Source organism: Pseudoalteromonas simplex (genome assembly GCF_015278155.1).
Lineage (GTDB): Bacteria > Pseudomonadota > Gammaproteobacteria > Enterobacterales > Alteromonadaceae > Pseudoalteromonas > Pseudoalteromonas simplex.
The window spans coordinates 171,696-198,119 of record NZ_JADILN010000006.1 but is presented as its reverse complement, the minus strand read 5'-3'; the positions used below and the strand labels follow the sequence as shown (position 1 = coordinate 198,119).

Annotated in this window: 21 protein-coding genes; 13 read left to right on the top strand and 8 right to left on the bottom strand. The window is 42.8% G+C overall.

Annotated elements, in window-relative coordinates; all coding sequences use genetic code 11:
• Positions 1-12 precede the first annotated feature (12 nt).
• Positions 13-2,409, bottom strand: coding sequence for a TonB-dependent receptor (locus IRQ78_RS13790; RefSeq protein WP_194442500.1), 2,397 nt, complete (start codon positions 2,407-2,409; stop codon positions 13-15).
• A gap of 140 nt (positions 2,410-2,549) precedes the next feature.
• Here IRQ78_RS13790 and IRQ78_RS13785 point away from each other — a divergent pair, with 140 nt between their 5' ends.
• From IRQ78_RS13785 to IRQ78_RS13770, 4 genes are read left to right on the top strand one after another with little or no spacing between them, the layout of a single operon-like run.
• Positions 2,550-3,053 (top strand): ZrgA family zinc uptake protein, encoded by a 504-nt coding sequence (locus tag IRQ78_RS13785; RefSeq protein WP_194442499.1) that lies wholly within the window; start codon positions 2,550-2,552, stop codon positions 3,051-3,053.
• The gene (locus IRQ78_RS13780) at positions 3,050-3,517 is read left to right on the top strand and encodes a Fur family transcriptional regulator (protein ID WP_194442498.1); all 468 of its coding nucleotides are present in this window, start codon (positions 3,050-3,052) and stop codon (positions 3,515-3,517) included. The genes IRQ78_RS13785 and IRQ78_RS13780 overlap by 4 nt, the downstream gene beginning before the upstream one ends.
• A gap of 45 nt (positions 3,518-3,562) precedes the next feature.
• On the top strand, positions 3,563-3,973 hold the full coding sequence (locus IRQ78_RS13775; protein ID WP_323741604.1) for a MerC domain-containing protein: 411 nt from the start codon (positions 3,563-3,565) through the stop codon (positions 3,971-3,973).
• A 39-nt stretch (positions 3,974-4,012) separates the two neighbouring features.
• Complete coding sequence (locus IRQ78_RS13770) at positions 4,013-4,156, top strand: hypothetical protein (protein ID WP_187490506.1); 144 nt, start codon at positions 4,013-4,015, stop codon at positions 4,154-4,156.
• A 31-nt stretch (positions 4,157-4,187) separates the two neighbouring features.
• Here IRQ78_RS13770 and IRQ78_RS13765 read toward each other — a convergent pair whose 3' ends face one another.
• Positions 4,188-4,433 (bottom strand): DUF3297 family protein, encoded by a 246-nt coding sequence (locus IRQ78_RS13765; RefSeq protein WP_171040424.1) that lies wholly within the window; start codon positions 4,431-4,433, stop codon positions 4,188-4,190.
• Positions 4,434-4,712: 279 nt separating this feature from the next.
• Between IRQ78_RS13765 and IRQ78_RS13760 the strand changes: the two genes are divergently transcribed.
• Both IRQ78_RS13760 and IRQ78_RS13755 read left to right on the top strand, forming a co-directional pair.
• Positions 4,713-6,797 carry a TonB-dependent siderophore receptor gene (locus tag IRQ78_RS13760; protein WP_194442497.1) on the top strand — a complete coding sequence of 695 codons (2,085 nt, stop codon included), beginning with the start codon at positions 4,713-4,715 and terminating at the stop codon, positions 6,795-6,797.
• A complete protein-coding gene (locus IRQ78_RS13755) occupies positions 6,787-7,932 on the top strand; it encodes a DUF1624 domain-containing protein (protein WP_194442496.1) in 1,146 nt (381 codons plus the stop codon). The genes IRQ78_RS13760 and IRQ78_RS13755 overlap by 11 nt, the downstream gene beginning before the upstream one ends.
• A 60-nt stretch (positions 7,933-7,992) precedes the next feature.
• Here IRQ78_RS13755 and IRQ78_RS20810 read toward each other — a convergent pair whose 3' ends face one another.
• The 5 genes from IRQ78_RS20810 to IRQ78_RS13730 all read right to left on the bottom strand — a co-directional run bounded on the left by IRQ78_RS20810 (position 7,993) and on the right by IRQ78_RS13730 (position 16,382).
• The gene (locus IRQ78_RS20810; RefSeq protein ID WP_194442495.1) at positions 7,993-12,933 is read right to left on the bottom strand and encodes a S8 family serine peptidase; all 4,941 of its coding nucleotides are present in this window, start codon (positions 12,931-12,933) and stop codon (positions 7,993-7,995) included.
• A gap of 262 nt (positions 12,934-13,195) precedes the next feature.
• Complete coding sequence (locus IRQ78_RS13745) at positions 13,196-14,395, bottom strand: ATP-binding protein (RefSeq protein ID WP_166341277.1); 1,200 nt, start codon at positions 14,393-14,395, stop codon at positions 13,196-13,198.
• A 6-nt stretch (positions 14,396-14,401) separates the two neighbouring features.
• Positions 14,402-15,112 carry a response regulator transcription factor gene (locus tag IRQ78_RS13740; protein ID WP_166341275.1) on the bottom strand — a complete coding sequence of 237 codons (711 nt, stop codon included), beginning with the start codon at positions 15,110-15,112 and terminating at the stop codon, positions 14,402-14,404.
• Positions 15,112-15,495 (bottom strand): DUF3019 domain-containing protein, encoded by a 384-nt coding sequence (locus IRQ78_RS13735; protein WP_054552264.1) that lies wholly within the window; start codon positions 15,493-15,495, stop codon positions 15,112-15,114. The genes IRQ78_RS13740 and IRQ78_RS13735 overlap by 1 nt, the downstream gene beginning before the upstream one ends.
• Positions 15,495-16,382 carry a MipA/OmpV family protein gene (locus tag IRQ78_RS13730; RefSeq protein ID WP_194442494.1) on the bottom strand — a complete coding sequence of 296 codons (888 nt, stop codon included), beginning with the start codon at positions 16,380-16,382 and terminating at the stop codon, positions 15,495-15,497. Before IRQ78_RS13730 ends, IRQ78_RS13735 begins: the two co-directional genes overlap by 1 nt.
• Before the next feature lie 217 nt (positions 16,383-16,599).
• Here IRQ78_RS13730 and IRQ78_RS13725 point away from each other — a divergent pair, with 217 nt between their 5' ends.
• Both IRQ78_RS13725 and tkt read left to right on the top strand, forming a co-directional pair.
• Positions 16,600-16,962, top strand: a complete 363-nt coding sequence (locus tag IRQ78_RS13725; RefSeq protein ID WP_194442493.1) for a hypothetical protein — start codon at positions 16,600-16,602, stop codon at positions 16,960-16,962.
• A 276-nt stretch (positions 16,963-17,238) separates the two neighbouring features.
• Positions 17,239-19,239 (top strand): transketolase, encoded by a 2,001-nt coding sequence (gene tkt / locus IRQ78_RS13720; RefSeq protein WP_138599123.1) that lies wholly within the window; start codon positions 17,239-17,241, stop codon positions 19,237-19,239.
• Between the two features lie 119 nt (positions 19,240-19,358).
• Here tkt and tal read toward each other — a convergent pair whose 3' ends face one another.
• Positions 19,359-20,312 carry a transaldolase gene (tal, locus tag IRQ78_RS13715; protein WP_194442492.1) on the bottom strand — a complete coding sequence of 318 codons (954 nt, stop codon included), beginning with the start codon at positions 20,310-20,312 and terminating at the stop codon, positions 19,359-19,361.
• 231 nt (positions 20,313-20,543) lie between these two features.
• Between tal and IRQ78_RS13710 the strand changes: the two genes are divergently transcribed.
• The 5 genes from IRQ78_RS13710 to IRQ78_RS13690 all read left to right on the top strand — a co-directional run bounded on the left by IRQ78_RS13710 (position 20,544) and on the right by IRQ78_RS13690 (position 26,415).
• A complete protein-coding gene (locus IRQ78_RS13710) occupies positions 20,544-22,196 on the top strand; it encodes a ribulokinase (RefSeq protein WP_054552269.1) in 1,653 nt (550 codons plus the stop codon).
• The gene (locus tag IRQ78_RS13705) at positions 22,193-22,888 is read left to right on the top strand and encodes an L-ribulose-5-phosphate 4-epimerase (RefSeq protein ID WP_166341265.1); all 696 of its coding nucleotides are present in this window, start codon (positions 22,193-22,195) and stop codon (positions 22,886-22,888) included. The genes IRQ78_RS13710 and IRQ78_RS13705 overlap by 4 nt, the downstream gene beginning before the upstream one ends.
• Positions 22,889-22,911: 23 nt before the next feature.
• A complete protein-coding gene (gene araA, locus IRQ78_RS13700) occupies positions 22,912-24,411 on the top strand; it encodes an L-arabinose isomerase (protein ID WP_055198523.1) in 1,500 nt (499 codons plus the stop codon).
• 136 nt (positions 24,412-24,547) lie between these two features.
• Positions 24,548-25,132 (top strand): HAD family hydrolase, encoded by a 585-nt coding sequence (locus IRQ78_RS13695; RefSeq protein ID WP_138599120.1) that lies wholly within the window; start codon positions 24,548-24,550, stop codon positions 25,130-25,132.
• A gap of 71 nt (positions 25,133-25,203) precedes the next feature.
• Positions 25,204-26,415, top strand: coding sequence for an aldose epimerase family protein (locus IRQ78_RS13690; protein ID WP_194442491.1), 1,212 nt, complete (start codon positions 25,204-25,206; stop codon positions 26,413-26,415).
• The last annotated feature ends 9 nt before the right edge of the window (positions 26,416-26,424 follow it).

The window sequence follows — 26,424 nt, the reverse complement described above, 5'->3', positions numbered from 1 at the left end:
TGTAATTTTGTTTTAGAAGTAGCCGCGAACACCAAGCGCAAAACTGCGCCCAGGACGTGGTGCAATATCTTTTAAGAATGAGCTATGAACGCGGGCTTCTGTGTCCGTTAAGTTAGTGCCTTTTAGGTAAAGTGAGACGTCTTGGTTCAATACCGATAAGTCATAAGAAATACTGGCATCAACAAGGGTGTAGCCGTCTGTTGTGGTTTCTTGTTGTGCTATGCGGTCTTGCTCTTGGTAGCGCGTAACGTGAATATTTGCCGTTAGATTCTCTGTTTGATAGCTAAACTCAGTACCAAAACGCAGTGGTGGAGTACGCGGTAAATCTCCGCCGTCTTTTAGACGCGCGCGTACATAATCAGAGAATAAGTCGACTTTAAATTCGTCGGTTAACTGCCAAGCAACTTGCGCTTCAAAACCATGTAAAACCACGTCGTCTGTTTTAAATAAATAAACCGGTAGTTCAGATGAATGATCGTGCTCATCTTCGTGAGCATGTTCATCGCCATGGTCGTGATCATGGCCACTTTCTGCGTATAGGCCTGTGTTGACCTGGTAATAATAGTTATCTACTTGGTTGTAAAAGGCATTGAAGATAAAGCCAATATCACCTTCGGTTTTACGGAATGTCAGGTCGATATTATTTGCTGTTTCTAAGTCGATAGCCTCTTCTGATAGCTCAAAATGATCATCATGAGTATCGAATAGCGCACCAACTTCATAAGTTGCAGTACCAATGTGTGGGCCGAAAGATAACAGCTCAGAAGCAGATGGAGCACGTTCAGAACGCGATACCGATAAACCTAGGTTATAACCCGGTGTAAAATCCCATACCACCCCTGTTGATAAACTTACTGGTGTAAACTCTTGGGCGACATCAAATACACGTGTGTAGTTTGATTCTTCGTGTCCATGATCATGGTCGTGCTCATCACCGTCTTCATCATGTGCATGGGCGTCGATCTCAGGTAACAGCACATTATTAGCATCAATAGTAACTCGCTCAACACGACCACCTAATTGCACTAAAAAATCGCCAAAATGCTTTTCTTCCATAATTGCAAAAGCAATACTTTCAGTAACCGACGGAGGAGTGAAGGCTTCAGAGCCTTGTGCTTCTACATCACTTTTTTTGTAATGAAAGCTAACGCCACCATTCCACTCATCAAATTGGCTATGCAGAATGTCAACGCGCAGCTCATTGGTTTCGTTTTTGAAGGTTGTGCCTACTGCACCGTGTTCGATTTCAGCGTGTTCGTAGTCAGTGTGGCCCGCACGTAAGTTAATTTTGCTTAGCCATTCACTGTCGATATTGTATTCACCAAGTAGCTGGACTTTGGTTTGTTCAAGGTCAGCAAAAACGGCTTCTTCTTCGCTGTACTCTTCTTCTTCACCATGAGTATGGCCAGGAATACCGTATTGGCGGTTAAACTGCTCAACCGCAACACCAAGGTAACCTTGCTCAAATAAATAGCTAGTGCCTAAAGTAAAGCCATCTGAGTCTTCATTACTGTTTTCTACTACGTACTTTGAGCTGTGCTCTGTGTCTTCAATATCGGCGGCAACAGGTACTTCGTAATCGTCTGATTCACGCCAGAATGCATCAGCATAAAAGGCAAATGACTCTGTTCCTGTGGTGGCATTAAACGAAGCAACTTTTTGCTCATCTACAGAGTTATGTTCTAGGTTCCATTCACCACGTGTTGTGCTGTCTGTTGGTACTCGACTATCAACTACGTTGACGACACCACCAATTGCACCGCTGCCATAAAAAAGAGTTGCTGGGCCACGTAATACTTCAATTTGCTGTGCCGTTGATGCTTCAGATGCCACTGAGTGGTCAGGACCAACACGTGACACATCACTGACATCTAAGCCATTTTGCGTAATTAAAACACGTGGGCCGCTTAAACCACGGATCACAGGGGTACTGGCAACCTTGGCATGAAAGTTTGTGTTAACGCCAGGCAGCTTTTCGAGGCTATCGCCAAGCGTTGATGCTTGTTGGCGTCTTAATTGTTCGCCAGATAACACACTAACAGGTGAGGCAGATTCCATTGCCGACATATGAATCGGCGTTGCTTCAACATCAATCACTTCAATCGGTGAGCGCTTTAGATTAAAGGTTGCGCTGTGGTCTTGGTCATTGGCAAGTGTGATATCTCGATGTAAGTGAGCATAACCTGGCGCTGAAATATGCAGCTCTTTTAAGCCGTTATTTAAGCCGCTGATTTCAAACTCACCTTTGTCGTTAGTTGTTACTTTTTGATCAGAGCCTTCAAGGTCAACGGTGGCATTTGCAACCGCTTTACCTTGGTTATTTAACACAACGCCTTTGATTGATTGCGCCAAGACACTGGCTGGTAATAACGTCGCTATGACGACAGCTATTTTTGATATGTTATTCATTAGTTACCACTCTTTTAGTACGTTATAATGTATCAATTGTGCTTTAATTGTTATAATGTATCAAGTGTGAATCGATGAATGAGTTTTATTCTTTTTTGTAACAGCATATTTATAGTGAGGTAAATGGAGTGGTTCGGGTTATGAAAGCAGCAAAGTTGGCAGTGATATGCTTTATGGTTGGATGTATTTTTTCAGCTCAAGGGCATCAACACCATCATCATTCACATGGTGAGGGAGTGCTTTTTGTGGTTCATGATCAAGACAAATGGCAGGTTAAGTTCATTTTACCGGCTGGAGATATTTTTGGCTTTGAGCATCAGCCCGAGACAGCTGAGCAAAAGCAAACTATTAAAAAAACATTAGCCAAATTAGAAAATTCACAGCAGCTAGTGACATTTAACGGCGAATGTAAGCTTATTCATGCTAAATTTGAAAACCCATTTGAGCATCACACTCATCATTCACATCAAGACCTTGAAGTTGAATACTCGTTTAGCTGCGATAAGCCCGTTTCTAAAGTCACTGTGACTTTATTTACATGGGCTGAAGCCATATCTGTTATCGAAGCACAGTGGATCACAGAGCAAGCGCAAGGGATAGCAGAGCTGACAGCTACAAAACCTTATATTGAGTGGCCGCTATGAATAAACAGCGATTAACCAGCACACTTAATAAAGCAAAGCAGGTTTGCCTTGAGCATGGCAGAAAATTCACCATTCAGCGCAAGCAAATACTGCAAATTTTACTAACCACAGACGTGCCGCTATCAGCATACGAGTTGGCCAGTTGCTACAAGCTGCGCACAAGCTCTAGTGTATCTGTTATGTCTGTTTATCGAATCTTGAGCTTTTTGGAGTCGATAAACCTTGTTCGCAGGCTTAATAGTGCTAACAAATATATTGCTTACGGTACCGACAGTGAGGTTTTTAAGCGTGAGATTTCTTTGTTTTTGATTTGCCGTCATTGCCAAAAAGTTGAGACTTTAGCGGTTTCACAAAGTGATGTTGCAAAGCTTTTCCCTCACTTTGCTGATGTGGGCTTTACCTCACAAACAAAGCAATTTGAAATGATGGGAGTATGCAGTGAGTGCCAAGCTAAACTTGCTTGATGCACTTTTTATAATTCATGTGTTCTATTTTTTAGGAATTTTTCAGTGAAATTACAATTAATGATGGATAAGTTTGCCATAGGGTTATCAGCTATGTGTGCGATTCACTGCTTAGCTGTGCCTGTGTTATTGGTTTTATTACCAAGTGCTGCAGCACTGGGTTTAGGTAACGAGCAATTTCATTTTTGGATGTTGGCAGCTGTGTTGCCAAGTAGCTTATTAGCGCTATTTGTAGGGTGTAAAAAACATAAACGATATCAATTATTTATACTGGGGATTGTGGGTCTTGCTCTATTATTGTCAGCTGTAGTATTAGGCGAAAATATCATTGGTGAAGCTGGTGAGAAAGTGCTGACCTTATTAGGGTCGTTATTTGTAATTGCAGGGCATTGGCTTAACTTTCGCTTATGTAATAAAAAAGTAGATGAACACTGCCCTTGTCCTAGCGAACAGTGATAGGTTGCAGAATAAAATTGAGTAATGAGTGTTTAACTGATGACTTTAATTGGAGAGCTTTTTAATCGGCAGATACTTGAATTAGTGCTGATGATAACGATTGCAGCGGTGATCACCGCCTTTATTCCCGCAATAGAAGCTTATAAGCAGGCCCTACATACAAGCTTGTCGGCCAATAAGTGATTGACCAACACGCTTGTTCAGTAAAACTGATTTATTTGTAGAATACTTCTACAGTCCCTTTTACTTTTAATAGTAAAGGTTGGCCGCGGCGATCAAGCGCTTTTGGTGAAGCGATTTTGATCCAGCCTTCGCTGATATTGTATTCTTCAACGTCAAAACGCTCTTTGCCGTTAAGTTTTACACCAATTTCATGCTCGAAAACTTCTTCCACATAAAATTTACTACGTGGGTTGATAGAAAGTTGGTTTGGTAATTCTGGTTTTTGTGTATCAGTCATAGTCGCGATCTGCATTGAATAAATTGTGCGCCATTGTAGGCAATAGCTGGCATTGGCTCAAGTATCTACATGGCAATTTTATTGTTTACTCGCAGGCTTGTTCTGAATGCTCTTCACGCATGGCTATGGCTTCACTCTTTTGTCGAAGTCGTGTGTTAAGCAGTAGTCAAAATGACGGGTTAAAAATTAGCAATAAAATGCATTGTTATACTATAACCTATTTTTTATTTATGTTATTTTATAACAAATCATTTTGCTTAATTTCTACAATCAGACCTTATGAAGTACTCAACACTAAGTTTAGCTTTAGCTGCGACGTTTGCAGCGAATACCCATGCAGCTGATAACAGCGATATCGAAACAATCACCATTGAACACAAACAGGCGTTTCGTGGTGATATTCCAACAAAAGATTTACCGCAGTCGATCACCACATTAAGTAAAGACATGATGACTGATAACGGTATTACTAAGTTTCGTGATGCACTGGATTTTTCTGCCAGCATTACTCGCAAGAATAATGGTGGCGCGCTGTGGGATAGCTATTCAATCCGTGGTTTATCAGGTAACGAAAATATGCCGTCTGGGTATTTAGTTAACGGCTTTAGTGGTGGTCGCGGTTTTGCAGGTCCGCGTGATGTATCAAATATTGAATACATTGAAGTATTAAAAGGACCTGGCTCAGCACTCTATGGCCGCTCAGAGCCGGGCGGTACCGTAAACATTATTACTAAAAAGCCACAGTTTTATCAGCAAGGGCAACTTCAAGCTGAGTTCGGTAGCGATGATCACAAGCGTATTCAAGGTGATTTCACTAACGGTCTAAGCGATGATTTAGCGTTTCGTATTAATGGTGCATGGCAAGATAGCGACAGCTTCAGAGACTATGTACACCACGACAAATTTGTTATTACGCCTTCGCTTTATTATCAAATCAACGATAACTCATCGCTGACTTATGAGTTTGAGTATGTTGACCAACAGCAAATGTATGACCGCGGTATTGTGGTGTTAAATGGTGATTTTGATACCGTGCCTGAGTCACGTTTTTTAGGTAACCCAAATGATGCACCAACTAAGGTGCACTCGCGCGGCCATCAATTAAATTACAGCAACGATCTAAACCAAGATTGGAGCGTGTTATTAGGTGCGAGTTACCGTACTGCAACGTTAACGGGTTATTCGTCAGATGCTGAGCTGTCACCATCGCGCCAGTCATTATTTGATGATGGCAGAACCTTAACTCGCCAACACAGATACCGTGACTATGAATCTGATGATTTATCGTTGCGCTTTGAATTAAGCGGTCACTTTGATGTTGCCGGTATTACTAACCATGTACTAATTGGTGTTGATGGTTACGACTATGAGCTGCGCACTGGACTTTATCGCTACCGTGGTGGTAATGGCACTTACACCATTGATATTTATGAGCCAGAGTACAGCACTACTGAAGGCCCTGAAGTGGGCATGCAGTACGAAAATAACGAACAGCAAAATGCGTACGGTATTTATCTGCAAGATCAGCTCGATCTAACCGATAACTTAAAAGTGATGTTAGGCCTGCGTTTTGATGAAATTGAACAAGATATTTTTGAAACTAAGTCTGGTGTTGCATCAAACAGCAAAGAAAACCGCATTAGTCCACGTTTTGGTGTGGTTTACGCATTTAATGACGACGTTAACCTTTACTCAAGCTATTCAGAAGGCTTTTTACCACTGAGCGGCACCGATGCCGAAGGTAATCCATTCGGTTTTGAAGAAAGTGACTCGTTTGAAGTGGGTGTTAAATTTAGCTACGCCAATATCAGCGGTACGCTTGCTTATTTTGATGCAAGCAAGAGCAACATGCTGGTGGCAGATCCAGTAAATGTGGGTTATTCAACACCTGTAGGTAAAGCAAATAGCACAGGCTTTGAGTTAGATTTAACAGGTTTATTGGGTGACAATACCGAGTACACCCTATCTTATGCCTATGTGGATGCCGAGACTGCAACAGACAGTCTAAATGTTGACTGGTTAGTGCCAATTCCTAAAGGTAGCCCACTTGTGAACGTACCAAAGAATAACCTTTCGATTGGCTTAAACCATGACCTAAGTCTATTCGCACAAGAAATAAAGATTGGTGGTCATTATCAATATGTGTCTGACCGTTTAGGCGACCCAGCTGATCTCACCTTCCGTTTACCGAGTTACCAAACTGTTGGTTTATTTGCTAAATGGCGAGCGACTGAACGTACTACGGTATCACTGAATGTCGATAACGTGTTTGATGAGCAGTATATTGCCAGTTCTTACAATGCATTGTGGGCCTACCCGGGTGCGCCGACGCAATTTAAACTTGGCGTAAGTTATGACTTCTGAGCAAGTTAAAAGCCGTATTCATAGTATCGACATCATGCGTGGTGTCGTTATTCTGCTGATGTTACTTGATCATGTGCGAGAGCGGTTTTTCTTGCACATGCAGGTGGCCGATCCCATGGTGGTTGATACCACTTCGCCGGGGCTTTTTTGGAGCCGCTTTGCTGCACACTTTTGTGCGCCAACCTTTATCTTCTTAACTGGTTTGTCGGCGTGGCTTTATAGTCATCCCGCAAGTGGCGTAGCACGCTCAGCACGCAGCTTTTTAATCAAGCGAGGGCTTTTTTTAATCGCCCTTGAAGTGACCCTAATTTGTTTTTCGTGGATGGGTTACTACCACACCATTTGGCTACAAGTGATGTGGGCGATAGGTCTTTGTATGCTGGTGTTAGCAGCATTGATTAAGCTGCCACGCAACCTATTGCTGGTGCTTGGTTTAGTTATTGTATTTGGCCATAACTTACTGACGCCAATCAGCTTTACGCCCGATGAGTTTGGTTACTCGCTGTGGACGATTTTGCATGATCGAGGCTATCTATCACAAGGTGGTTTAATCGATGTAAAAATTAGCTACCCAGTGCTGCCTTGGATTGGCGTAATTTTGTTGGGTTACTGTGCAGGTCCTTTATATGCGCACACTCAATCGGCGGATTCGCGTAAACGAGCATTGCTGCTGTTAGCCCTGTTATGTGTGGGGTTATTTGCGCTGCTGCGTGGATTTAATATTTATGGTGAAACCTTGCCATGGCAAACGTTTAGCACCACAACCGAAACCGTGATGTCGGTGTTTAATGTGACTAAGTACCCACCGTCACTGAGCTTTTTGTTGATCACGTTAACAGGCATGTTTGTAGGCTTGTGGTTATTTGAAAGACCACTCAACCGCTTTACTAATGCGCTACGTGTATATGGCTCTGTGCCTATGTTCTTTTATATTTTCCACCTCTATGTACTGCTATTTATGTATCAAATAGGCATGCTGATCTGGGGGGCAAATCAAGGGCAATATTTAGGAGTCAGTGATATATCAGGTATTTGGTTTATTACTTTATTGTTGGCAATAGGGCTTTATTGGCCAACCAAGAAGTTTAGTGAATACAAGCGTAAGGCTAACAAGCCTTGGTTAAAGTATTTATAACGAAAAATGCCGATATGTTAAACATATCGGCATTACTTAACTATCCTAATTAACTCGTCCTTAGTTAATCTGAGATCTTTTACGACGAAGTGCCATCAGTGGTGCAACTGCTAGTAGTAACCAGCCGAATGAACCGCTTGATGATTTCTTGTCTTTTTCAATTTCTGTCTCTGGGATTACTGCCTCAGGGAAAGTACAGCTACCATTGTCAGTATTAGCGTTTTCATCATAGTTAGTTGCTGAGCTGTCAGTACAGCCAAGCTCTTCACCATCAGACATCACTGATAATACAAATGAGCTCATTGCTGCATCAGTTGGGTTAACGTTGTCGCTAACCTTTACTGTTACATCAATATCACCATGGAAGTGCGCCGCAGGTGTAATAGTCACAGTGCTACCTGAAGTGTGACCAGATACTTCATAAGTGAAGTTTTCACCTAACACCTCGATTTGGTTGCTCACTTGGTTTTCGTCAGCATAAAGCACGTCAAAACTAATCGTTTCGTTCTCTGCGACCGACATATTAGTTAAGCCTGCCATTTCTAGGTTACCGATAACTTCAAGCTCAAGGGTGATGGTTTCATCATCTGCACCTTCTAAGCCGTTCACTAAGGTTAGTTGGTGAGTTTGGTTTGCTGCTTGTTCACCAATATAAGCCTGGAATTTTACGTCAAACTTAGAGATTTCAGGGCCTGTGTAGTCAAGACAGACAACTAGGTCGTCGTGTAAGACTTCATCCATATTATTAAAGCCTAGCTTGTTACCGATATTTAAATCGATGGGTATGTCACCACTTATGAAGGCTCTGCCATCAGCGGCTTTTAGGCCAATAGAGCCCTGAGCATCGGCTAGATTAATATTGTCATACGCAAATAGTAGCTCATACTCACCTGGTTCATAATCAATCCCCATTCGCATAAACATCTCTACATCAATAAGTTGACCTTCGGTGTTGCTGCGTTGAATGTTATCCCATTCAAGTACTAACCACTCACGTGAAACTGTGTAAGTAGGGGTAATACCTGCATTGGCATCATAGTTACCATAACCACCGTCCACACGCTCTGGGATCATGTTGTCACCAACCCAGAAAGGAGCGATAAGGTATGGCGGCGGAGGCGGCTGAGTGTAACCTTCTGGTAGGTCAACATGAAATGGTGATGTGCGACCTTGCGAACCAAATGTGACTAAGCCTGCGGGGTTGAGCTTTATAGCATCAAAGTGATACTTATTAAAAAATGGAAATGACACATCTAGATCTGTGTTCATTAGTTCTTTAAACGAGTACTCAAACTCATTGTAATATTGACCTTCAACTCCCTCAAGTGTTCGCCAGCCAAGTTCTCTTAGCTCTAAATAGTGAGGATCAGGCGAATGAGCCGCGGTTAATGAGCACATTTCATCGGTGATATTGGTAGTAATATTATAATTTCGGCCTACATCTTTTGTGGTTTCTTGTATGCCTACTAACGAAAGCATATTGTTATCTAACACTGGTTCAACAGGCGTTGAGTGTGTTGCAACAAGGCTATCAGGTATAATATTGATCCCATTAGGGAATTCTGTATTGAGCGCAAATTGACGTGCTTCATCCTCATTATTAGCAATAACGCTGATTTCGAAGTCAACTAAATCACCGACAAATGTTTTTTCTTTGCTCGCCGTAAAAGTAACGTCCTTATCAACTTGTTCGATAATCACAGGTACAAAACCAAGATTGCCAATATCTTCTGGATTACTACCGATATCAAAGCCACCGAAGTAGATATCTCCTACTTCCATATCAGGTAAATTGTATGCAAGGTCAAGCTCAAAGTTATCGTAACCTGCTACGCTACTTGGTCCTGTAACAGTAAGTGAGCCATTGTCAGAGGTTGTAATTGCGGTTGCAAATGAAACTTCTATTCCTTCATCTACTTCATCGTAATCGTAGTTTTGCAAGTTCATATACAGAGTAAAATATTCACCTGCTTCAGGGTCTACAATGTTACAGAAGTTAGTTAGGGTGTAGCTCGTTGACATGCAAAGCGTTTCTTCAAAAGACGCAATGCCATCACCATTACTATCTTTACCCATAAATACCAATACGCGAGATTGTTCATTCATAACACTGGCGCTCAGCATTTTTGCGTCTTCTGGTACAGTGGTCCACTGAATGTAGTTGTTGTTTACAGCTTCACCGTCGACATCAACGCTATCGAATGGGTCGCCTGGTGTGGTGTCGTTGAATAGGTGTACGGTTTCAACTTGGCCTTTTACTAAGCCGTACGATTGTGTGGTTAGGTTGCTTATTTCATCCGTATTGAAAGGTCCCACTTTCATTGTTGCAGAACGGCGGTGTGCGTCAATTTGAATAAATTCAGGTAAACCGGTGTCACCGGCAAATGTCCACACTGGCATCTCTAGAATCGGTGACTCAGGGTTATTAGAAGTCATGATGACTTGACCTTGATTGCCCGTGTAATCAATTAACTCTTGCGGCGTTGCTTGTTGGCTTGCTTCCACAGTAACAATGATACTTTGTGTTTCGCCAGCCCTGATATCAAAGCTGCTTGGCTCCACCGTTATTTTGCTGTTACCAATCCAATTTTCGGTATGTAGAGTCCAGCTTGCGTCTTCAGTTGCTGTAAAGGTTCTGATAAATGTACATTTAAAGCCGCAGTCATTATCAACCATGTAAGCCGTGTTTAATGCTTTTTCGCGGCCACCAAGACTTGGGTTTGCAGCAGCCATGTTAGCAATGCTTTCATCAAGCAATAAGCCTGTTTTATCTGCTCGCTCAACTTGCATTTTACCCGCACCCATTTCAGCAAGTGCCGCATCAAAGCCATCGTCTGCATAGTTGTTTAAGTATTGAGCAACTCCTAGCTGATTATTTGCAGTTAACATCAATGCAGATTGAATTTGCATTGGCGACCAGTCAGGATGAGATTGTTTTAACAATGCTGCCGCGCCTGCAACGTGTGGGCTCGCCATTGATGTACCAGACATAGATTGCCAATCTGAAGTTGCAGGATTATTTGTAAACGGTTGATCGTCTGATGATGGTGCGTAAATATCGACCCCAGGGGCTGCTACATCAACGAGTAAAGTATCAAAGCCAAAGTATGATGGACCACGACCAGAGAAATAAGCAATGCGGTCTTTATCCACAGCGTCTACGGTGCCCTCGGTTGCTTCAATGGTGCCTACGTGGCTGTCGCCTACGCTCAACCATTCTAGTAAGCTTGTACCATCAACATTTTTAATATGTATTGTAGGGATTGGGTAGGAAATAGAAGGAATAGTATAGCGATCATAAAAGGCACTTTGGTTATACACGATGAGGCCTTCAGCACCGCCCGCTTGTACATTTAATGATTTAGAATATAACGGATAAGAGCTGCGCTTACATACCACAATGACATCTTGTGCGCTTTCGTCAATAGCGGTTGCAGGATTATCAACTAAATCAAATGTACCTTCAGGGAATGGTTTGTCACAGTTAGCAAGTGCATAGCTAGAACTTTCATTCGGATTTTCAAAATCAGTCGCAGCAACAATTAAACCTGTTAACTCGTTAAAGTTGACACCAGCACCTTCAAAAGGACCAGGCGCTGAATTATCACCACCATTTAAGTTTTTAAGTTGTTTATTGCCAAAGTTAACTTTGCTTGCAGGACTATATGCTGCAACAGTGGTAACCCAAGGAGAAGAGTGATCGGCTGTTGAATACTCAGGGCCGCTGTTACCTGCCGCTACAGCGACAAATACACCACTTTCGGCTGCATTCATGAACGCTTGCTCAATTGGATCGCTCCATGGATCTTCTTCAAGACCGCCTAATGAAGCATTAAGTACATCAACATTATCAATGGCAGCTTGTTCAACGGCGGCTAAAATAGCGCTTGTTGGACAACCTGCATAAGGGTCGCCAGAATTACCCGGCCAACATACTTGATATGAAATGATATTGGCATGGGGTGCCATACCTGATACTTGCGGGAAAGTTACATTGGTTTCTAAACCTGATGATTGGCTTTCATACTCAGTCAGTTTGTAAGGAATATCGTATAGGATATTACCCGCTGCTGTACCAGCAACGTGTGAGCCATGGCTATGATAGTCTTCACCATTTTCTGGGCGAGTCTCTTCAAATACCGAATCCACATAAGCTGCGGTGATCTCGGGATAAGAATAAACACCAATTAGCTTGTCGTTACACAGATCAGCAAATTCAGCGGTTGCACAGTCACCCAGGTACTTGTCGCCTAGTGGGTTGGTGTGAGTGTAGCCATCGCCGCCTACTGCTGCGAATGATGGGTGATCGGTATTGATACCTGTATCTATGATACCTACAACCGTGCCTTCACCTTTGTTGCTGCTAGGATTGCTAGCACTTGCGCTCCAAAGTGCAGAAGCACCTGTTTGCTCAATGGTATTAAAGGTATTTAGGCTGTAGATTTTTGAGCGAGTGATTTTCTTCACGCCAGCCACTTTAGCTAGGCGCTTCGCTTCATCTTGTGTCATTTTGGTGGTGAAACCGTTTAATGTCACATTAAATGTGCGCTCAACATTTAGTTGTAAGCCTTGTTGGCTCATTGCTGTATTAACAACTGATTGGCGCTTACTTGCTAGGTGGTTAGCGTAAGTTGCAATAGCAGGCTGCGCCATATTAAGCGTTGAGCGCGTTGTTGCTTGTTGCGTTTGCATTACCACATCTTTAGTGCTCGCAAGCCCTTTAACACCACCTTGGTAAGTCGAAATTGGTGCGTCGTCTAGTTGCACGATATAAGTTTGAATACCACTAACATCTTTCTCTGGTGTGAAAACGCGGCTTTGTTTTTTAACTGTGTTGTTAACCTTGTCTTCCCACACAAATTCATTGCTAACGGTTTGCTTTGGCGCATAGCCTGCCGGCTGTTCTGGCCATACTTGGTCATTTAGCGCAGCAGCAGACGTACCTACACCTAAGTAAAGTGCAGATGCGACCATCACTGATACTTTTTTCATATTGAACATGTGATCTAACTTCCCATGGATTTTATTTTTTTGGGGCAATTCCTAGCGGAATAGCAAGTTGGCTTGTAGTTATATGAATTGAAACACAAACTAAATGTTATGGTATAACAAATCTTTTTTAGCCAACAAACGAGCGGTTTTGGCGAAAAGCTATAAACATTGGGTTTTTCGCTTAAAAACCTTGCTGAATGGTTAAATATGTATGTGTTTTCATCAATAAAACGTGAATAAATGGTTCACTTTGATACAGATTGATACATTTCTATAAAGGAGAGGCGGGCCTAAATAGGATACTTGCTCTTGCTCCGCTTAAGGTTTGTGCGTTATCTAAGCTAAATTTTGCGTTATTCCATAGGCACAGTTGCTTAACGATTGATAAGCCTAGGCCAACACCTTGGTAGCCTGTTTGGTGCACCGAAGCGGTTTTTGAAAATGGCTGCATAAGGCTGACGCGCTTGTGTTCTGGGATCCCCGGACCATCATCTTCAATCACTAACAAAGTGCCGTTTTTGCATTGTGAAAGCTTGATAAGAATTTGCGTTTTAGCAAAGCGAACCGCATTCCCGAGTAAGTTTTGCAATAAGCGTTGAAAGCTTTGTTTATCAACGCAAATTGCTGTTAATTCGCAGTCAAGACGAATAGCCAAAGGACAATAGCTTTGGAACTTAGTAATGCAGGGCTGTAATAGTTCGTCTGGGCAGTAGTCTTTCACTAGCAAGGCGGGTTCACATTGTTCAAGCTCGGCATAGGTTAAAAACTCTTCGACTAAAAGCTCAAGTTCAATAATGTCTTGCAACACACTGTGTCGGTAAGCATTGTTATCAACGACTGCTTCGAGGGCGAATTTAGCCCGTGATATAGGCGTTAAAAAGTCATGGGAAACAGCATTGATCAATTCGCGTTGGCTTTGATTCCGGTTATGAAGTGCTAATGCCATGTTATCAAAGGTATCGCCAATGCTCTTTAGCAGGCTAAAACGTGTGAAGTGCACTTGTGCTGTAAAGTCGGCGTTAGATATTTTACTACTGGCTTTGCGTAGCTTATTTAAGTCAAACAGCAGTGGACCTGTAAAAATCACCACAGCTAAGGCAAGGCTAGAGTAAAACAGTAGGCTCACTAAAGACTGATAACCCTGATCAGCAGGCTGGCTGTAGGGGCCAATGCTTAATAAGGTGTGCCTGTCATCAGCTAACTTATGAAAGTAAAGGTTGCTATTGGCATCGTTAACACTAATTACCTGACCTGCTAAAAGTGATGCCTGTAGTTGTTCACCAAGGTAAAAGTTTGCAAGAGGTGTGTGTTTAATAGCAGGATTATTGGGCGTAAGGCTTAAGATGCTTTCTGCTAATTGCTGTTCTGTACTGTAGCTCGGTGGGTTTGGAAAATAGGTTTCTAGTAACCAAGCGGCACTCCCTAGACAAACTGCTAGCGTTAAATACAAATAGCAAAATAGGCGTAGCAAACTGCATTAGCCCCATGCTTGTGGAGAAAAAATATATCCTTTGCCCCAAACGGTTACAATTTTTTGTGCTGGCACCGCTTCGTCACCGAGCTTTTTGCGTAAGCGGCTAATGCGGCCATCGATAGTGCGGCTTTGACCATCGTATTTACGGCCAATGGTGCCATCAAATAATTGGTCTCGACTGACCAACTGACCCGCTGATTGAGCTAGTTGGATCAGTATTTCGAACTCTGCACTGGTTAGTTCAAGTGGTTGGCTATACAAGTAAGCCTCGCGCTGAATGGTATTAATGCTTAAAGAACCAAAGCGAATGTTATGGGCGTTGTGAGTGGTACTTGTTGGCTTTACAGCTAGGCTGCGGCGAATGGTATTGTTAATTCGCGCTAATAAAATTGACGGGGAAACGGGTTTGGTTAGGTAATCATCGGCGCCTAGTTCAAGGCCCGTGATATGATCGACTTGGCTCTGCCTTGCAGTCATAAAAATAATGGGTGTATCTTGGACTTGTTTTAGCTCTTTAAATACCTCAAAACCATCTTCTGAACCTAATCCGATATCTAGCAAAATTAAATCGTATTTCTTACTACTTGCTTGGTAACAAGCATGGCAACCACTGTCAAAATGTTCAATGATATAACCATGATTACTTAAATAATTAGAAACTAGCTGGGCAAGTTTTAAATCATCTTCAATGTATAAAATAGTATGCTGGCTCATCAAAAAATACTCCATGCGATATCACGACGACGTTTTTTTACGTGCTGGTGGAATAAACTAATTTCAGTGCTTTCTAAGGGTTCGAGCTGTTCGCTGAGTAGCTCTAACACAATGTTGCGATTGTTTTGCACTGTGATTGCAAAGTTCTGTCCTTGGCTTGGTTTATGGCAGAATAGTCTAATTTGTTGATCAGTAACGCGAATGCACACTGTTTTGCTGACTTCGGTGTACCAATTAATCGAGACATCCATCACACAGTCTTGCTCTACCGTCACACAGTTTTCTGGTGATACTTCAATGTAGCCTGCTTTTGCGAATGTGCTGTCGATATATACGAGGCTACAGATAAGTAAAAATGAGAGAAGCTTGCTAAGTAACATCATTAGAAATTCCATGCAAAGCCAGCATAAAAAGACAGTAAGTTGCTGTCATTGATAAGGGGGCTATCGGCGATACCTGATGATAAGCGTTGGTATTTTATATCGCTTATAAATTGCCATTGTTGATTAAACTGATATTGGTAACTGGCTTTTAGATTGTATTTTTGACTAGAGTGACCTAAAAAAGGGCTAAATCCAGCGCCCATTTCTTGCAAAGCACTACCATAGTAGTAATCCACTAAACCAGCACTTAAATGCTGTAACTCTACGCCGAGCAAAACCAGATGTTGATCAAATAAAAACAAGCGCTGTGCAGACAATGCGCCTTGTAACCCTTTGTGATAGTTGGTAAGTTCCATTGACCAATACGCGCTAAAACGCCAGTTTTGCCAGTCAACGATTGCTTCAATACCGCTCATGGCCGACAGTTTACGTTTTGATATTTTAGTAATATCACCGCGGCGTTTTATCACCACTGGTGTTTCGACACCTGAACCGGGTGGTGGTGGCGTCATTGAGGGGCGACCGCTAGCTGTTCTAACCGCGGCTAATATAGCTGAATGCTTAGTAAAATATAGGCCATCCTCATTAAGTTGGGTGAATAACGACACTTGATAGTTATCGCCCCACACGGGGGTCCAAGCAAACTGAGTATTTGCAAATGAAAAGTCACCGGCAAATAGCTCAATACGCGGTAGGGCATAAAGAGGAATATCGTCTTTTTTATAAACTGGGTTGGCGAGCTGACCATAGCCTAAGCTTACTCCAAGGCTTACTCCTTCATCTGCTAAATACGCAGAATCAGTGCTACTTGCCATTGGTGAAAGGCAAAATGCACTAATTAGAAATAAAACTCGTAGCCCAAGTGAGCAACTACCTAGAACAGTCACAAATAAACAACCTTAATGAAAAGAGTATTTAACATTAAGGCGTTAATGCAGGCTTGAACAATGAAATAGTGTACCAAATTGTAGCAAGGTGAAACTCGAACAGGTGTAAATTAAATGTTCTAAAATAGTTAAATTGATATTAATTTCGTATTTTTAATGCGACTTTATTCCTGTAAGTTGTTTGTACCACTTTTGGTTAATAAATAAGGATAAATATATGAAAAAGGTATTAACAGCATTAGGTTTATTGCTTTCAGGCGCATTCTCTGTTCATGCAAGTGCGGATTCAATGGAGTGTTATGTCGATACGCAAGCGTATGACAAATATACACCAAACCGTTGTTTTTCATTGGTTTATGGGCAAACAAATGCAACAGCTGTATTTCGTGTAGTTGGCGATGGTTCAGCAATTGATAGTGTTATTTGGTCTAATGCGGCATCATCATGTGGTACATCAGGAACATCATGCTCATTCCAAATTCGAGCGTTTAGATCTTATAAAGCTGAAGCGACTATTTTATATACGGATGGTCGCTGGAGTAAGGTCGCTGCAACTGCTTCATTCGAAGATGGTCGATAGCTTTTAATATTCGGCAATATCAATCCCGCAATAATAATTAATCATTTCGATAGGTTTAAGTAGTCGCTATCTGCGTTAAAAATGTGTTATTTACAACTGCATGGATGCAGAGTAATTGCCTAGAAATAGATCACTTAATTAAGCGAATTGATATAAAAAGGTTGGTTATTGGCCAACCTTTTCGTTTTTACAGTCTGCATGACATTTATTGAGTTGCCATTTTAGCTTCTTTTTGCGATATTATTTATATTATAATATTAACAGGAAGCTAATAAGATGACTCTGCCTAGTTCTCAATCTGCAAATGCTATTCGCATACTTGCTGTCGATGCCGTTCAACAAGCTAACTCTGGCCACCCAGGTGCGCCTATGGGTATGGCTGATATTGCAGCGGTATTGTGGCAAAACTTTCACCGCCATAACCCATTAAACCCAGACTGGTCTAACCGTGACCGCTTTGTGTTATCGAATGGCCATGGTTCAATGCTGCAATATGCATTGTTACACCTTAGCGGTTACGACGTAAGTATTGAAGATATTAAGCAATTCCGTCAGCTTCACTCTAAAACACCGGGTCACCCAGAATATGGTTACACACCGGGTGTTGAAACAACGACAGGCCCATTAGGTTCTGGTATTGCTAACGCAGTTGGTATGGCAATCGCTGAAAAAACCTTAGCGGCACAATTCAATAAGCCACAATTTGATATTGTTGATCACTTCACTTACTGCTTTATGGGTGATGGCTGTCTAATGGAAGGTATCTCGCACGAAGCATGTTCGCTGGCGGGTACGTTAGGTCTAGGCAAGCTAATCGCATTTTGGGATGACAATGGCATCTCTATCGATGGTGAAGTAGAAGGTTGGTTCACCGACGATACGCCTGCACGTTTTGAAGCTTACGGCTGGCAAGTTATTCGTGATGTTGATGGTCACGATATGAATGCAATTGCGGGTGCAATCGAAGCGGCACAAAGCAACACCACGCAACCAACACTAATCTGTTGTAAAACAGTGATTGGTTTTGGCTCGCCAAATAAATCAGGTAGCCACGACTGTCACGGTGCACCACTGGGTCACGACGAAATCGCTGCAGTACGTGAGCAGCTAAATTGGCCACACCCAGCATTTGAAGTTCCACAAGAGGTTTATAACGAGTGGAATAATCAAGCGAAAGGCCAAGAGCTTGAAGGTGCATGGCAGCAAAAGTTTGCAGCTTATAGCAAAGCACACCCTGAACTAGCAAAAGAATACACACGTCGTGTTCTTGAAAAAGCATTACCAGCTAACTTCGCTGAATTAGCTGATGAGTACATTGCTAAATGCCAAGCCGACATGCAAAACATTGCGACACGTAAAGCATCACAAAATGCGATCACTTTCTTTGCAAACCAGCTTCCAGAATTAATGGGTGGCTCTGCTGACCTTGCCGGTTCTAACTTAACCTTATGGCCAGAAGCAAAAGGTTTACAAGATGCAGCTGATGGTAACTACGTATTCTATGGCGTACGTGAGTTTGGTATGAGCGCAATCATGAATGGTATTGCATTACATGGTGGTTTCATTCCATTTGGCGCAACCTTCTTAATGTTTATGGAATACGCACGTAATGCTGTACGTATGGCAGCATTAATGAAAGCACAGAGCATTTTTGTGTATACCCATGACTCAATCGGTCAAGGTGAAGATGGTCCAACTCACCAACCAATCGAGCAAATCGCTAACCTTCGCATGACACCAAACATGACTGCATGGCGTCCATGTGATGAAACTGAAACAGCAGTAGCTTGGCGCCAAGCGTTATTAAAAGAAACAGGCCCAAGTTCACTTATCTTCAGCCGCCAGGGTACCAAAGCAATGGCACGTGATGCACAGCAAGTTGCTGACATTGCAAAAGGGGGTTATGTACTTGTTGATAGCGAACAAGCTGCAGAGCTTATCCTTATTGCAACGGGTTCTGAGGTAGAACTAGCTGTGAATGCTGCTGCTGAGTTAACAGCACAAGGCAAGCAAGTTCGCGTGGTATCTATGCCATCAACGAATCAGTTTGATAGCCAAGATAAAGCATACCGTCAAAGCGTGTTACCAGCGGGTACACCTAAGATTGCTGTTGAAGCTGCACACCGCGACTTCTGGTTCAAGTATGTTGGCCAAGATGGTGATGTACTAGGCATGGAGACATTTGGTGAATCAGCGCCTGGCGCAGTACTGCTTGAGCACTTTGGTTTCACAGTGGCAAACCTAGTTGCAAAAGCAAACGCATTACTTGCTGAATAATGTGACTGGCTAAAAATTATCGTAATCGCAACACGATAAGCCTGCTTTTACTAAAAGGCAGGTAATAAAAAAGCCCGCAAACTTTGGTTTGCGGGCTTTTTGCTGCTTAAACAATCGGTTTAAACTAATTCGCTTAAGATTGACTCTAGTTTCTCTTGGTCAATTGCGAACTGACGAATACCTTGGCTTAGCTTTTCAGTTGCCATGGCATCTTCATTCATTTCCCAGCGGAAAGCCTGCTCAGTCATGGCTGCTGGCGCGTCTGTTTTTTCTGTTGCTGGTAATAGTTTTTGAGTTAACGGTGCGTCAGTTGCAGCTAGTTCAGCAAGTAATTTAGGGCTGATAGTTAAACGGTCACAACCTGCTAATTCTTGGATTTCACCGATGTTACGGAAGCTTGCGCCCATTACAATCGTTTCGTAGCCGTGCTTTTTGAAGTAGTTATAGATATGCGTTACTGACTTAACGCCCGGATCGTTAGCACCGTCGAAATCAGCGCTTGCATCTTGTGCTTTGTACCAGTCAAGAATACGACCAACGAATGGTGAAATTAGGTAAGCGCCTACTTCGGCACAAGCACGTGCTTGAGCAAATGCAAATACCAGCGTTAGGTTACAACGGATACCTTGCGCTTCAAGTACTTTAGCCGCTTGAATACCTTCCCATGTTGAAGCAATTTTGATTAACACGCGCGATGTGTCGATACCTTGCTCTTTATATAGAGCAACAAGCTCAAGTGCTTTATCAATGGTTGCTTGAGTATCAAATGATAAACGCGCATCCACTTCTGTTGAAACTAAACCCGGCACTTGCTCCATTAATTTAGAGCCAACTAATACCGCTAGCTTGTCAGCTGCTTTTGTTACAACTTCAGCTGCGTCACTGCTTTGTGCTTTTGCCCATGATACGGCTTCGGCAGCAAGTGGGCGATATTTCTCAATTTGAATCGCGTTTAAGATTAGTGATGGGTTCGTTGTTGCATCTTGCGGTTTATATTCGTTGATTGCTTCAAAATCACCCGTATCAGCAACAACGGTTGTCACTGCTTTAAGTTGTTCTAATTGACTAGACATAGTTTTCCCATTCTTATCATACAAAAGTTAATGTAGTGGCTTTAACCTATTATTTGTGCTGAAAAAACAATCTAATCTTCCAGAGAAACTGCGCAATAAATCGCCCGCCAGCAGCAAATAATCCTGTTAATAATATTTTTATAATACCTTTACAATCTGGTATTGTTGATATTATCATACAAATAAAGATAATGACTAACAATGTTAGTAAGCAATTAGTGAAAGGTAATTATGTCTCGTTATACGTTGGGATTAGACTACGGGTCAGACTCGGTAAGAGCATTACTCGTTGATGTTGCGACTGGTGAAGAACTTGCCAGCCATTTAGTAAACTACCCGCGCTGGGCACAAGGCTTATATTGTGACCCAAGTAAGGATCAGTTTCGTCAGCATCCACAAGACTATATTGATAGCCTTGTAGAAGTAGTTAATGGTCTATGGTCACAAGTTCCAGCGGGTACTGCAGACAAAGTAGTGGGTATGAGCTTTGATACAACTGGCTCAACGCCTGTGGCAATTAATAGCCAAGGTACACCACTGGCATTAACTGAAGAATTTGCAGAAAACCCAAATGCAATGTTCATTTTGTGGAAAGACCATACGTCTATTAAAGAAGCAAATGAAATCACTGCAGCTGCCACTAACAACGATGTGAACTACCTTTCACATATGGGCGGTATCTACTCTTCTGAGTGGTACTGGGCCAAAGCATTACATATTTTCCGCGTTGATAGCAGTGTAAAAGCAGCCACTTATTCATGGGTTGAACACTGCGATTGGATGACCGCGCTAATGTGTGGCACAACTCACCCTGAAGTATTAAAGCTAGGGCGTTGTGCAACGGGCCACAAACAAATGTGGAACGAGCAGTGGGGCGGTTTCCCACCAAACAGTTTCTTCAGCAATATCGATCCACTATTAGATGGTGTTGTTGATACGTTAAATGCAACGACAGAGCCAAGCGACCAAGTTGCTGGCAACTTAACTGCTGAGTGGGCCGAGAAGCTAGGTTTACCACAAGGTATCGTAATTGGTTACGGTGCATTTGACTGTCACATGGGCGCAGTAGCAGCCAATGTTCGTCCTGGCGTTCTAACTAAAGTAATGGGTACCTCAACCTGTGACATCACAGTAACGTCTAAAGAGCAACTAGGTGATACTTGCGTTAAAGGTATTTGTGGTCAAGTTGATGGCTCAGTGATCCCTGGAATGGTTGGCTTAGAAGCTGGTCAATCTGCGTTTGGTGATTTATACGCATGGTTCAAAAACCTAGTACTTTGGCCAACTCGCCAACTGACAAATCTATCTGACGCTGAACAAGCGTTAGTTAACAAGCTAGAAGATTCAATCTTAGTTGATCTATCAAAAGCGGCAGCTGCATTGCCTGTAACAAGCAACGATGTAACTGCGCTTGATTGGGTAAATGGTCGTCGTACGCCAGATGCTGACCAAAGCGTTGCCATGGCATTAACAGGCTTAAAAATGGGCACTGATGCACCTAAGTTCTTCAAAGCGCTTGTTGAAGCAACAGCCTTTGGCGCACGTGCTATCACTGAGCGTTTCCGTAGCGAAGGCGTGCCAATCGAGTCTGTGGTCGTTATTGGCGGTATTTCTAAAAAATCAGACTACGTAATGCAAACCTGTGCTGATGTTTGGAATTGCCCAATCGACGTTTTAGAAAGTGAGCAAAGCTGTGCATTGGGTGCGGCAATTATGGCTGCGGTTGCTGCAGGTGAGCACGCAACAGTGGCTGATGCTCAAAAAGTAATGGCGTCGTCAGTATGTCATCAGTACTTACCAAACCCTGAGCGCGTTGCTGTGTATGACGAGCTTTATGCTAACTACCAAGCACTTGCAAGCTATGTAAACGGAGACAAAGCATGAGTTTTACTGAACTAAAACGTGAAGTCTATGAAGCGAACATGGAGCTTAAGCGTCGTGGCTTAGTAATTTATACCTTTGGTAACGTATCGCAAATCGACCGCGACAAAGGCGTAATTGCGATTAAACCAAGTGGTGTATCGTACGACCAAATGAAAGCCGACGACATGGTGATCGTCGACCTTGAAAACAACATTGTTGAAGGGTCTATGCGTCCGTCTTCTGACACTAAAACGCATGTTCATTTATATCGCCACTTCGATGCAATTGGCGGTGTAACACACACGCATTCGACCTATGCAACTGCATGGGCACAAGCAAAACAAAGCATTCCTTGCCTTGGCACAACTCACGCTGACTATGTACACGGTGACATCACCTGTACTCGTGAGCTAACCGATGAGCAAGTGAATGGCGATTATGAATTAGAAACCGGTATTCAAATTACTGATGCGTATCAAGACCGCGATCCGAAAGCTGCACCTATGGTGATTGTTGCGGGTCATGCGCCTTTCACGTGGGGTAAAGATGCCGCTCAGTCTGTATACCATGCCGCGCTACTCGAAGAGATTGCACGCATGGCGTATTTAACACGCACTTTAGATCCACACGCAGCTGAACTTAAAAAAGCAGTGATGGATAAACATTATCTACGTAAGCACGGTAAAAACGCGTATTACGGTCAGAGCAAATAGCAAGAATTTAGAGGATTATTAACATGACGACGATGACGAAAGAAGTCTGGTTTGTTACCGGCTCACAACATCTTTATGGTCCTAAGGTGTTAGAAACGGTTGCCAAAGACAGCGAAGCAATTGTAGCGGGCTTAAACAGCGAAGCTAATCTACCAGTAAACTTGGTATGTAAGCCTACCGTTAAGTCACCTGAAGAAATTCACGCTGTTTGCCAAGCGGCAAATACGGATCCTAACTGTGTTGGCTTAGTATTATGGATGCACACTTTCTCACCTGCGAAAATGTGGATTGCTGGCCTAAGCGAATTACGTAAGCCTTGGTTACACCTTCATACTCAGTTCAATGCAGCCCTTCCTTGGTCTGACATCAACATGAACTACATGAATACGCACCAAAGTGCACACGGTGACCGTGAGTTCGGTTTCATCGGTACTGTAATGCGTAAAGAGCGTAAAGTTGTTGCAGGTCACTGGCAACGTGCTGACGTACAACAGCAGTTAGATGACTGGTGTCGTGCGGCAAAAGGTTGGGCAGAAAGCCAAACACTTAAAGTTGCGCGTTTTGGCGACAACATGCGTCAAGTTGCAGTTACTGAAGGTAACAAAGTTTCAGCGCAAATTACGTTTGGTTATGAAGTACACGCGTTTGGTGTCGCTGAGCTTGTAAAAGTGGTTGATACTATCACTGAAGAAGAAGTTGATGCACAGTTAGAGCTTTATAAGCAAGACTACGTAATTGCTGACGAAACTCTACAAGACGATTACGCAGTGAAAATGCTACGTAACGAAGCACGTTTAGAGCTTGGTATGGAGCGTTTCTTAGAGAAAGGCGGCTTTAAAGCATTCACAAACTGTTTTGAAGACTTATCAGGTCTTTCTGGTCTTCCGGGTCTTGCTACACAGCGCCTAATGTCGAAAGGCTATGGTTACGGTGGTGAGGGTGACTGGAAAACAGCTGCTATGGTTCGTATCATGAAAGTAATGGGTGAAGGCCGTGACGGCGGTTGTTCATTCATGGAAGATTACACTTACAACATGGGTGAGACTGACCAAGTACTTGGCGCGCACATGTTAGAAGTGTGTCCTTCAATTGCAGCGCAAAAACCACGTCTTGAAGTTCACCAGCACACTATTGGTGTGAAATGTGATGTAGGTCGTTTATTGTTTACTGCAAAACCGGGTGCTGCAATCAACGTATCACCAATTGATATGGGTAACCGTTTCCGTATTCTAATTAACGAAGTAGATACAGTGGCTCCGCCAGCTGATTTACCTCACTTACCTGTTGCTTCAGCGCTTTGGGAACCAAAGCCAAATCTATCTGTAGCATCAGCTGCATGGATCCACGCCGGTGGTGCACACCACACTGCATACAGCCAAGCAGTAACAACCGATATGATTATCGATTTTGCTGAAATGGCTGGCGTTGAAACGATGATCATCGATAACGATACGACGATCCGTGGTTTCAAAACAGAGCTTCGTCATAACGCAGCTTACTACATGCTAAAACGTGGCTTGTAAGAATTAGTACTTTATGTACTAGAACGTGCTGTGTGTGAGCACGTTCACCCCAAATTTTGTTGTCGATTAAGCCAGTGATGAGCCACGCTCTTCGCTGGCTTATGCTATTGTGAAGCGAAACTTTTTAGGAGTAGATATGATCGATTTAAGCGCCTACCAAGGCATTATTTTTGATATGGATGGCACCTTAATTGACTCAATGGGCAGTCACTTACAGGCATGGCAAAAAGCTTGCGAAGCCTATGGCTACCCATTCGATTACGACTATATGTACAGCTTAGGTGGCATTCCGACCGTTAAAACAATTGAAATGCTTAACGAAAAATTTGGTTTAGAACACGACCCTCTAGTTGTGGCAAAAGATAAACACCAGTTTTGGGTTGATTTACAGCACCAACCACTGGTGATTGACGAAACCGTCGCAGTACTTGAAAAGTACCATGGTGTATTGCCAATGGGCGTGGGCACGGGGGCTGATCGCGAACATGCAATTGATCATCTAACAGATACGAATTTAATTAATAAAATTGGTGCCTTAGTGACTGCCAGTGATGTTAGTAAAGGTAAGCCGAACCCAGAAACATTCTTAAAAGTGGCAGCGCTTTTAGGTGTTGAACCAAGTAAATGTGTGGTGTTTGAAGACACGCAAATTGGCTACCAAGCCGCCAAAAGTGCGGGGATGGATTGCATCATGGTGAAAGACGGCAAAATCCAACTTTAGCGATTAAATTTGCAATGACACCTGTATTTGTATTATAAAACTATAAATACAATTACAAAAAGGTTATTCATATGTCATTGCAATGTGTTTTCCAAGGTTTAAAAACAACTCATCAAACAGCCAGTTCGAACACGAAAAAGTCGCGCGGGCTTTATGCATTGTTGGTGACATGTGGGATTGCCCTTACACCTGCGTGTGCTCATCAAGGAGACAATATGACGACTTCCCCTTCAGCATCAATGACGGCCTATGGCGTACTTGCTGATCAGACCCCAGTTAATCAAGTAACGTTGACTAACAGCAATGGTATTAGCGTTGATGTGATTAACTACGGCGGCATTATCACGCGTATTGAAACGCCAGATGCAAAAGGCGAAATGGGTAATATTGTACTGGGTTTAGATAACCTAGAAGCGTACACAAAAGCGACAACTTACTACGGTGCAATCATCGGGCGTTTTGGTAACCGTATCGCAAACGGTAAATTCACCTTAAATGGCACTGAATACCAATTAGCGACTAACGATGGTGACAACCATTTACATGGTGGTGTGCAAGGTTTCGACAAAAAAGTGTGGAACATGACACCGTTCACGACGCAAAACAGCGCCGGTGTTACCTTAAGCTTAGTGAGCCCTGATGGTGACCAAGGTTACCCGGGTGAAGTGACGACAGAAGTGACTTACACGCTAACGAACAACAACACACTAGATATGCAGTTTATTGCTACAACAAGCAAGCCGACCATTATCAATATGACGCAACACAGCTACTTTAACCTAGCGGGTAAAGGCGACATTCTTGATCACCAAATGCAAATTAACGCAAAAGCAATTACGCCTGTGGATGGCGGCTTGATCCCAACTGGTGAGTTGATGGATGTGGCTGGCACACCGTTTGACTTCCGTACAGCTAAAGCAATCGGTCAAGATATCAAAGCAAGTAACGAACAACTGAAACTTGGTAAAGGTTATGACCATAACTTTGTGCTTAAAGACACGCCAAGCAATGAACTTATTGAAGCAGCGACGGTTTACGAAGCAAACTCTGGCCGTACGTTAACAGTTTACACAGAAGAGCCTGCAGTACAGTTTTATTCAGGTAACTTCTTAGACGGTAGTACTCAGCAAGCGTCTGGCTTAGTGCATAATTTTAGAAGTGGTTTTTGTTTAGAGCCACAGCATTTCCCTGATGCACCTAATCAGCCAACGTTCCCAAGCACAACATTATTACCGGGTGACGTGTATTCAACACGCATCGTGTACGAATTTGGTACAAAATAAAGGAACACA

Coding starts and splice junctions, on each gene's coding strand:
- IRQ78_RS13790 (WP_194442500.1), bottom strand. CDS start 2,409: ATGAATAACATATCAAAAATAGCTGTCGTCATAGCGACGTTATTACCA.
- IRQ78_RS13785 (WP_194442499.1), top strand. CDS start 2,550: ATGAAAGCAGCAAAGTTGGCAGTGATATGCTTTATGGTTGGATGTATT.
- IRQ78_RS13780 (WP_194442498.1), top strand. CDS start 3,050: ATGAATAAACAGCGATTAACCAGCACACTTAATAAAGCAAAGCAGGTT.
- IRQ78_RS13770 (WP_187490506.1), top strand. CDS start 4,013: ATGACTTTAATTGGAGAGCTTTTTAATCGGCAGATACTTGAATTAGTG.
- IRQ78_RS13765 (WP_171040424.1), bottom strand. CDS start 4,433: ATGACTGATACACAAAAACCAGAATTACCAAACCAACTTTCTATCAAC.
- IRQ78_RS13760 (WP_194442497.1), top strand. CDS start 4,713: ATGAAGTACTCAACACTAAGTTTAGCTTTAGCTGCGACGTTTGCAGCG.
- IRQ78_RS13755 (WP_194442496.1), top strand. CDS start 6,787: ATGACTTCTGAGCAAGTTAAAAGCCGTATTCATAGTATCGACATCATG.
- IRQ78_RS20810 (WP_194442495.1), bottom strand. CDS start 12,933: ATGTTCAATATGAAAAAAGTATCAGTGATGGTCGCATCTGCACTTTAC.
- IRQ78_RS13740 (WP_166341275.1), bottom strand. CDS start 15,112: ATGAGCCAGCATACTATTTTATACATTGAAGATGATTTAAAACTTGCC.
- IRQ78_RS13735 (WP_054552264.1), bottom strand. CDS start 15,495: ATGATGTTACTTAGCAAGCTTCTCTCATTTTTACTTATCTGTAGCCTC.
- IRQ78_RS13725 (WP_194442493.1), top strand. CDS start 16,600: ATGAAAAAGGTATTAACAGCATTAGGTTTATTGCTTTCAGGCGCATTC.
- tkt (WP_138599123.1), top strand. CDS start 17,239: ATGACTCTGCCTAGTTCTCAATCTGCAAATGCTATTCGCATACTTGCT.
- tal (WP_194442492.1), bottom strand. CDS start 20,312: ATGTCTAGTCAATTAGAACAACTTAAAGCAGTGACAACCGTTGTTGCT.
- IRQ78_RS13710 (WP_054552269.1), top strand. CDS start 20,544: ATGTCTCGTTATACGTTGGGATTAGACTACGGGTCAGACTCGGTAAGA.
- IRQ78_RS13705 (WP_166341265.1), top strand. CDS start 22,193: ATGAGTTTTACTGAACTAAAACGTGAAGTCTATGAAGCGAACATGGAG.
- araA (WP_055198523.1), top strand. CDS start 22,912: ATGACGACGATGACGAAAGAAGTCTGGTTTGTTACCGGCTCACAACAT.
- IRQ78_RS13695 (WP_138599120.1), top strand. CDS start 24,548: ATGATCGATTTAAGCGCCTACCAAGGCATTATTTTTGATATGGATGGC.
- IRQ78_RS13690 (WP_194442491.1), top strand. CDS start 25,204: ATGTCATTGCAATGTGTTTTCCAAGGTTTAAAAACAACTCATCAAACA.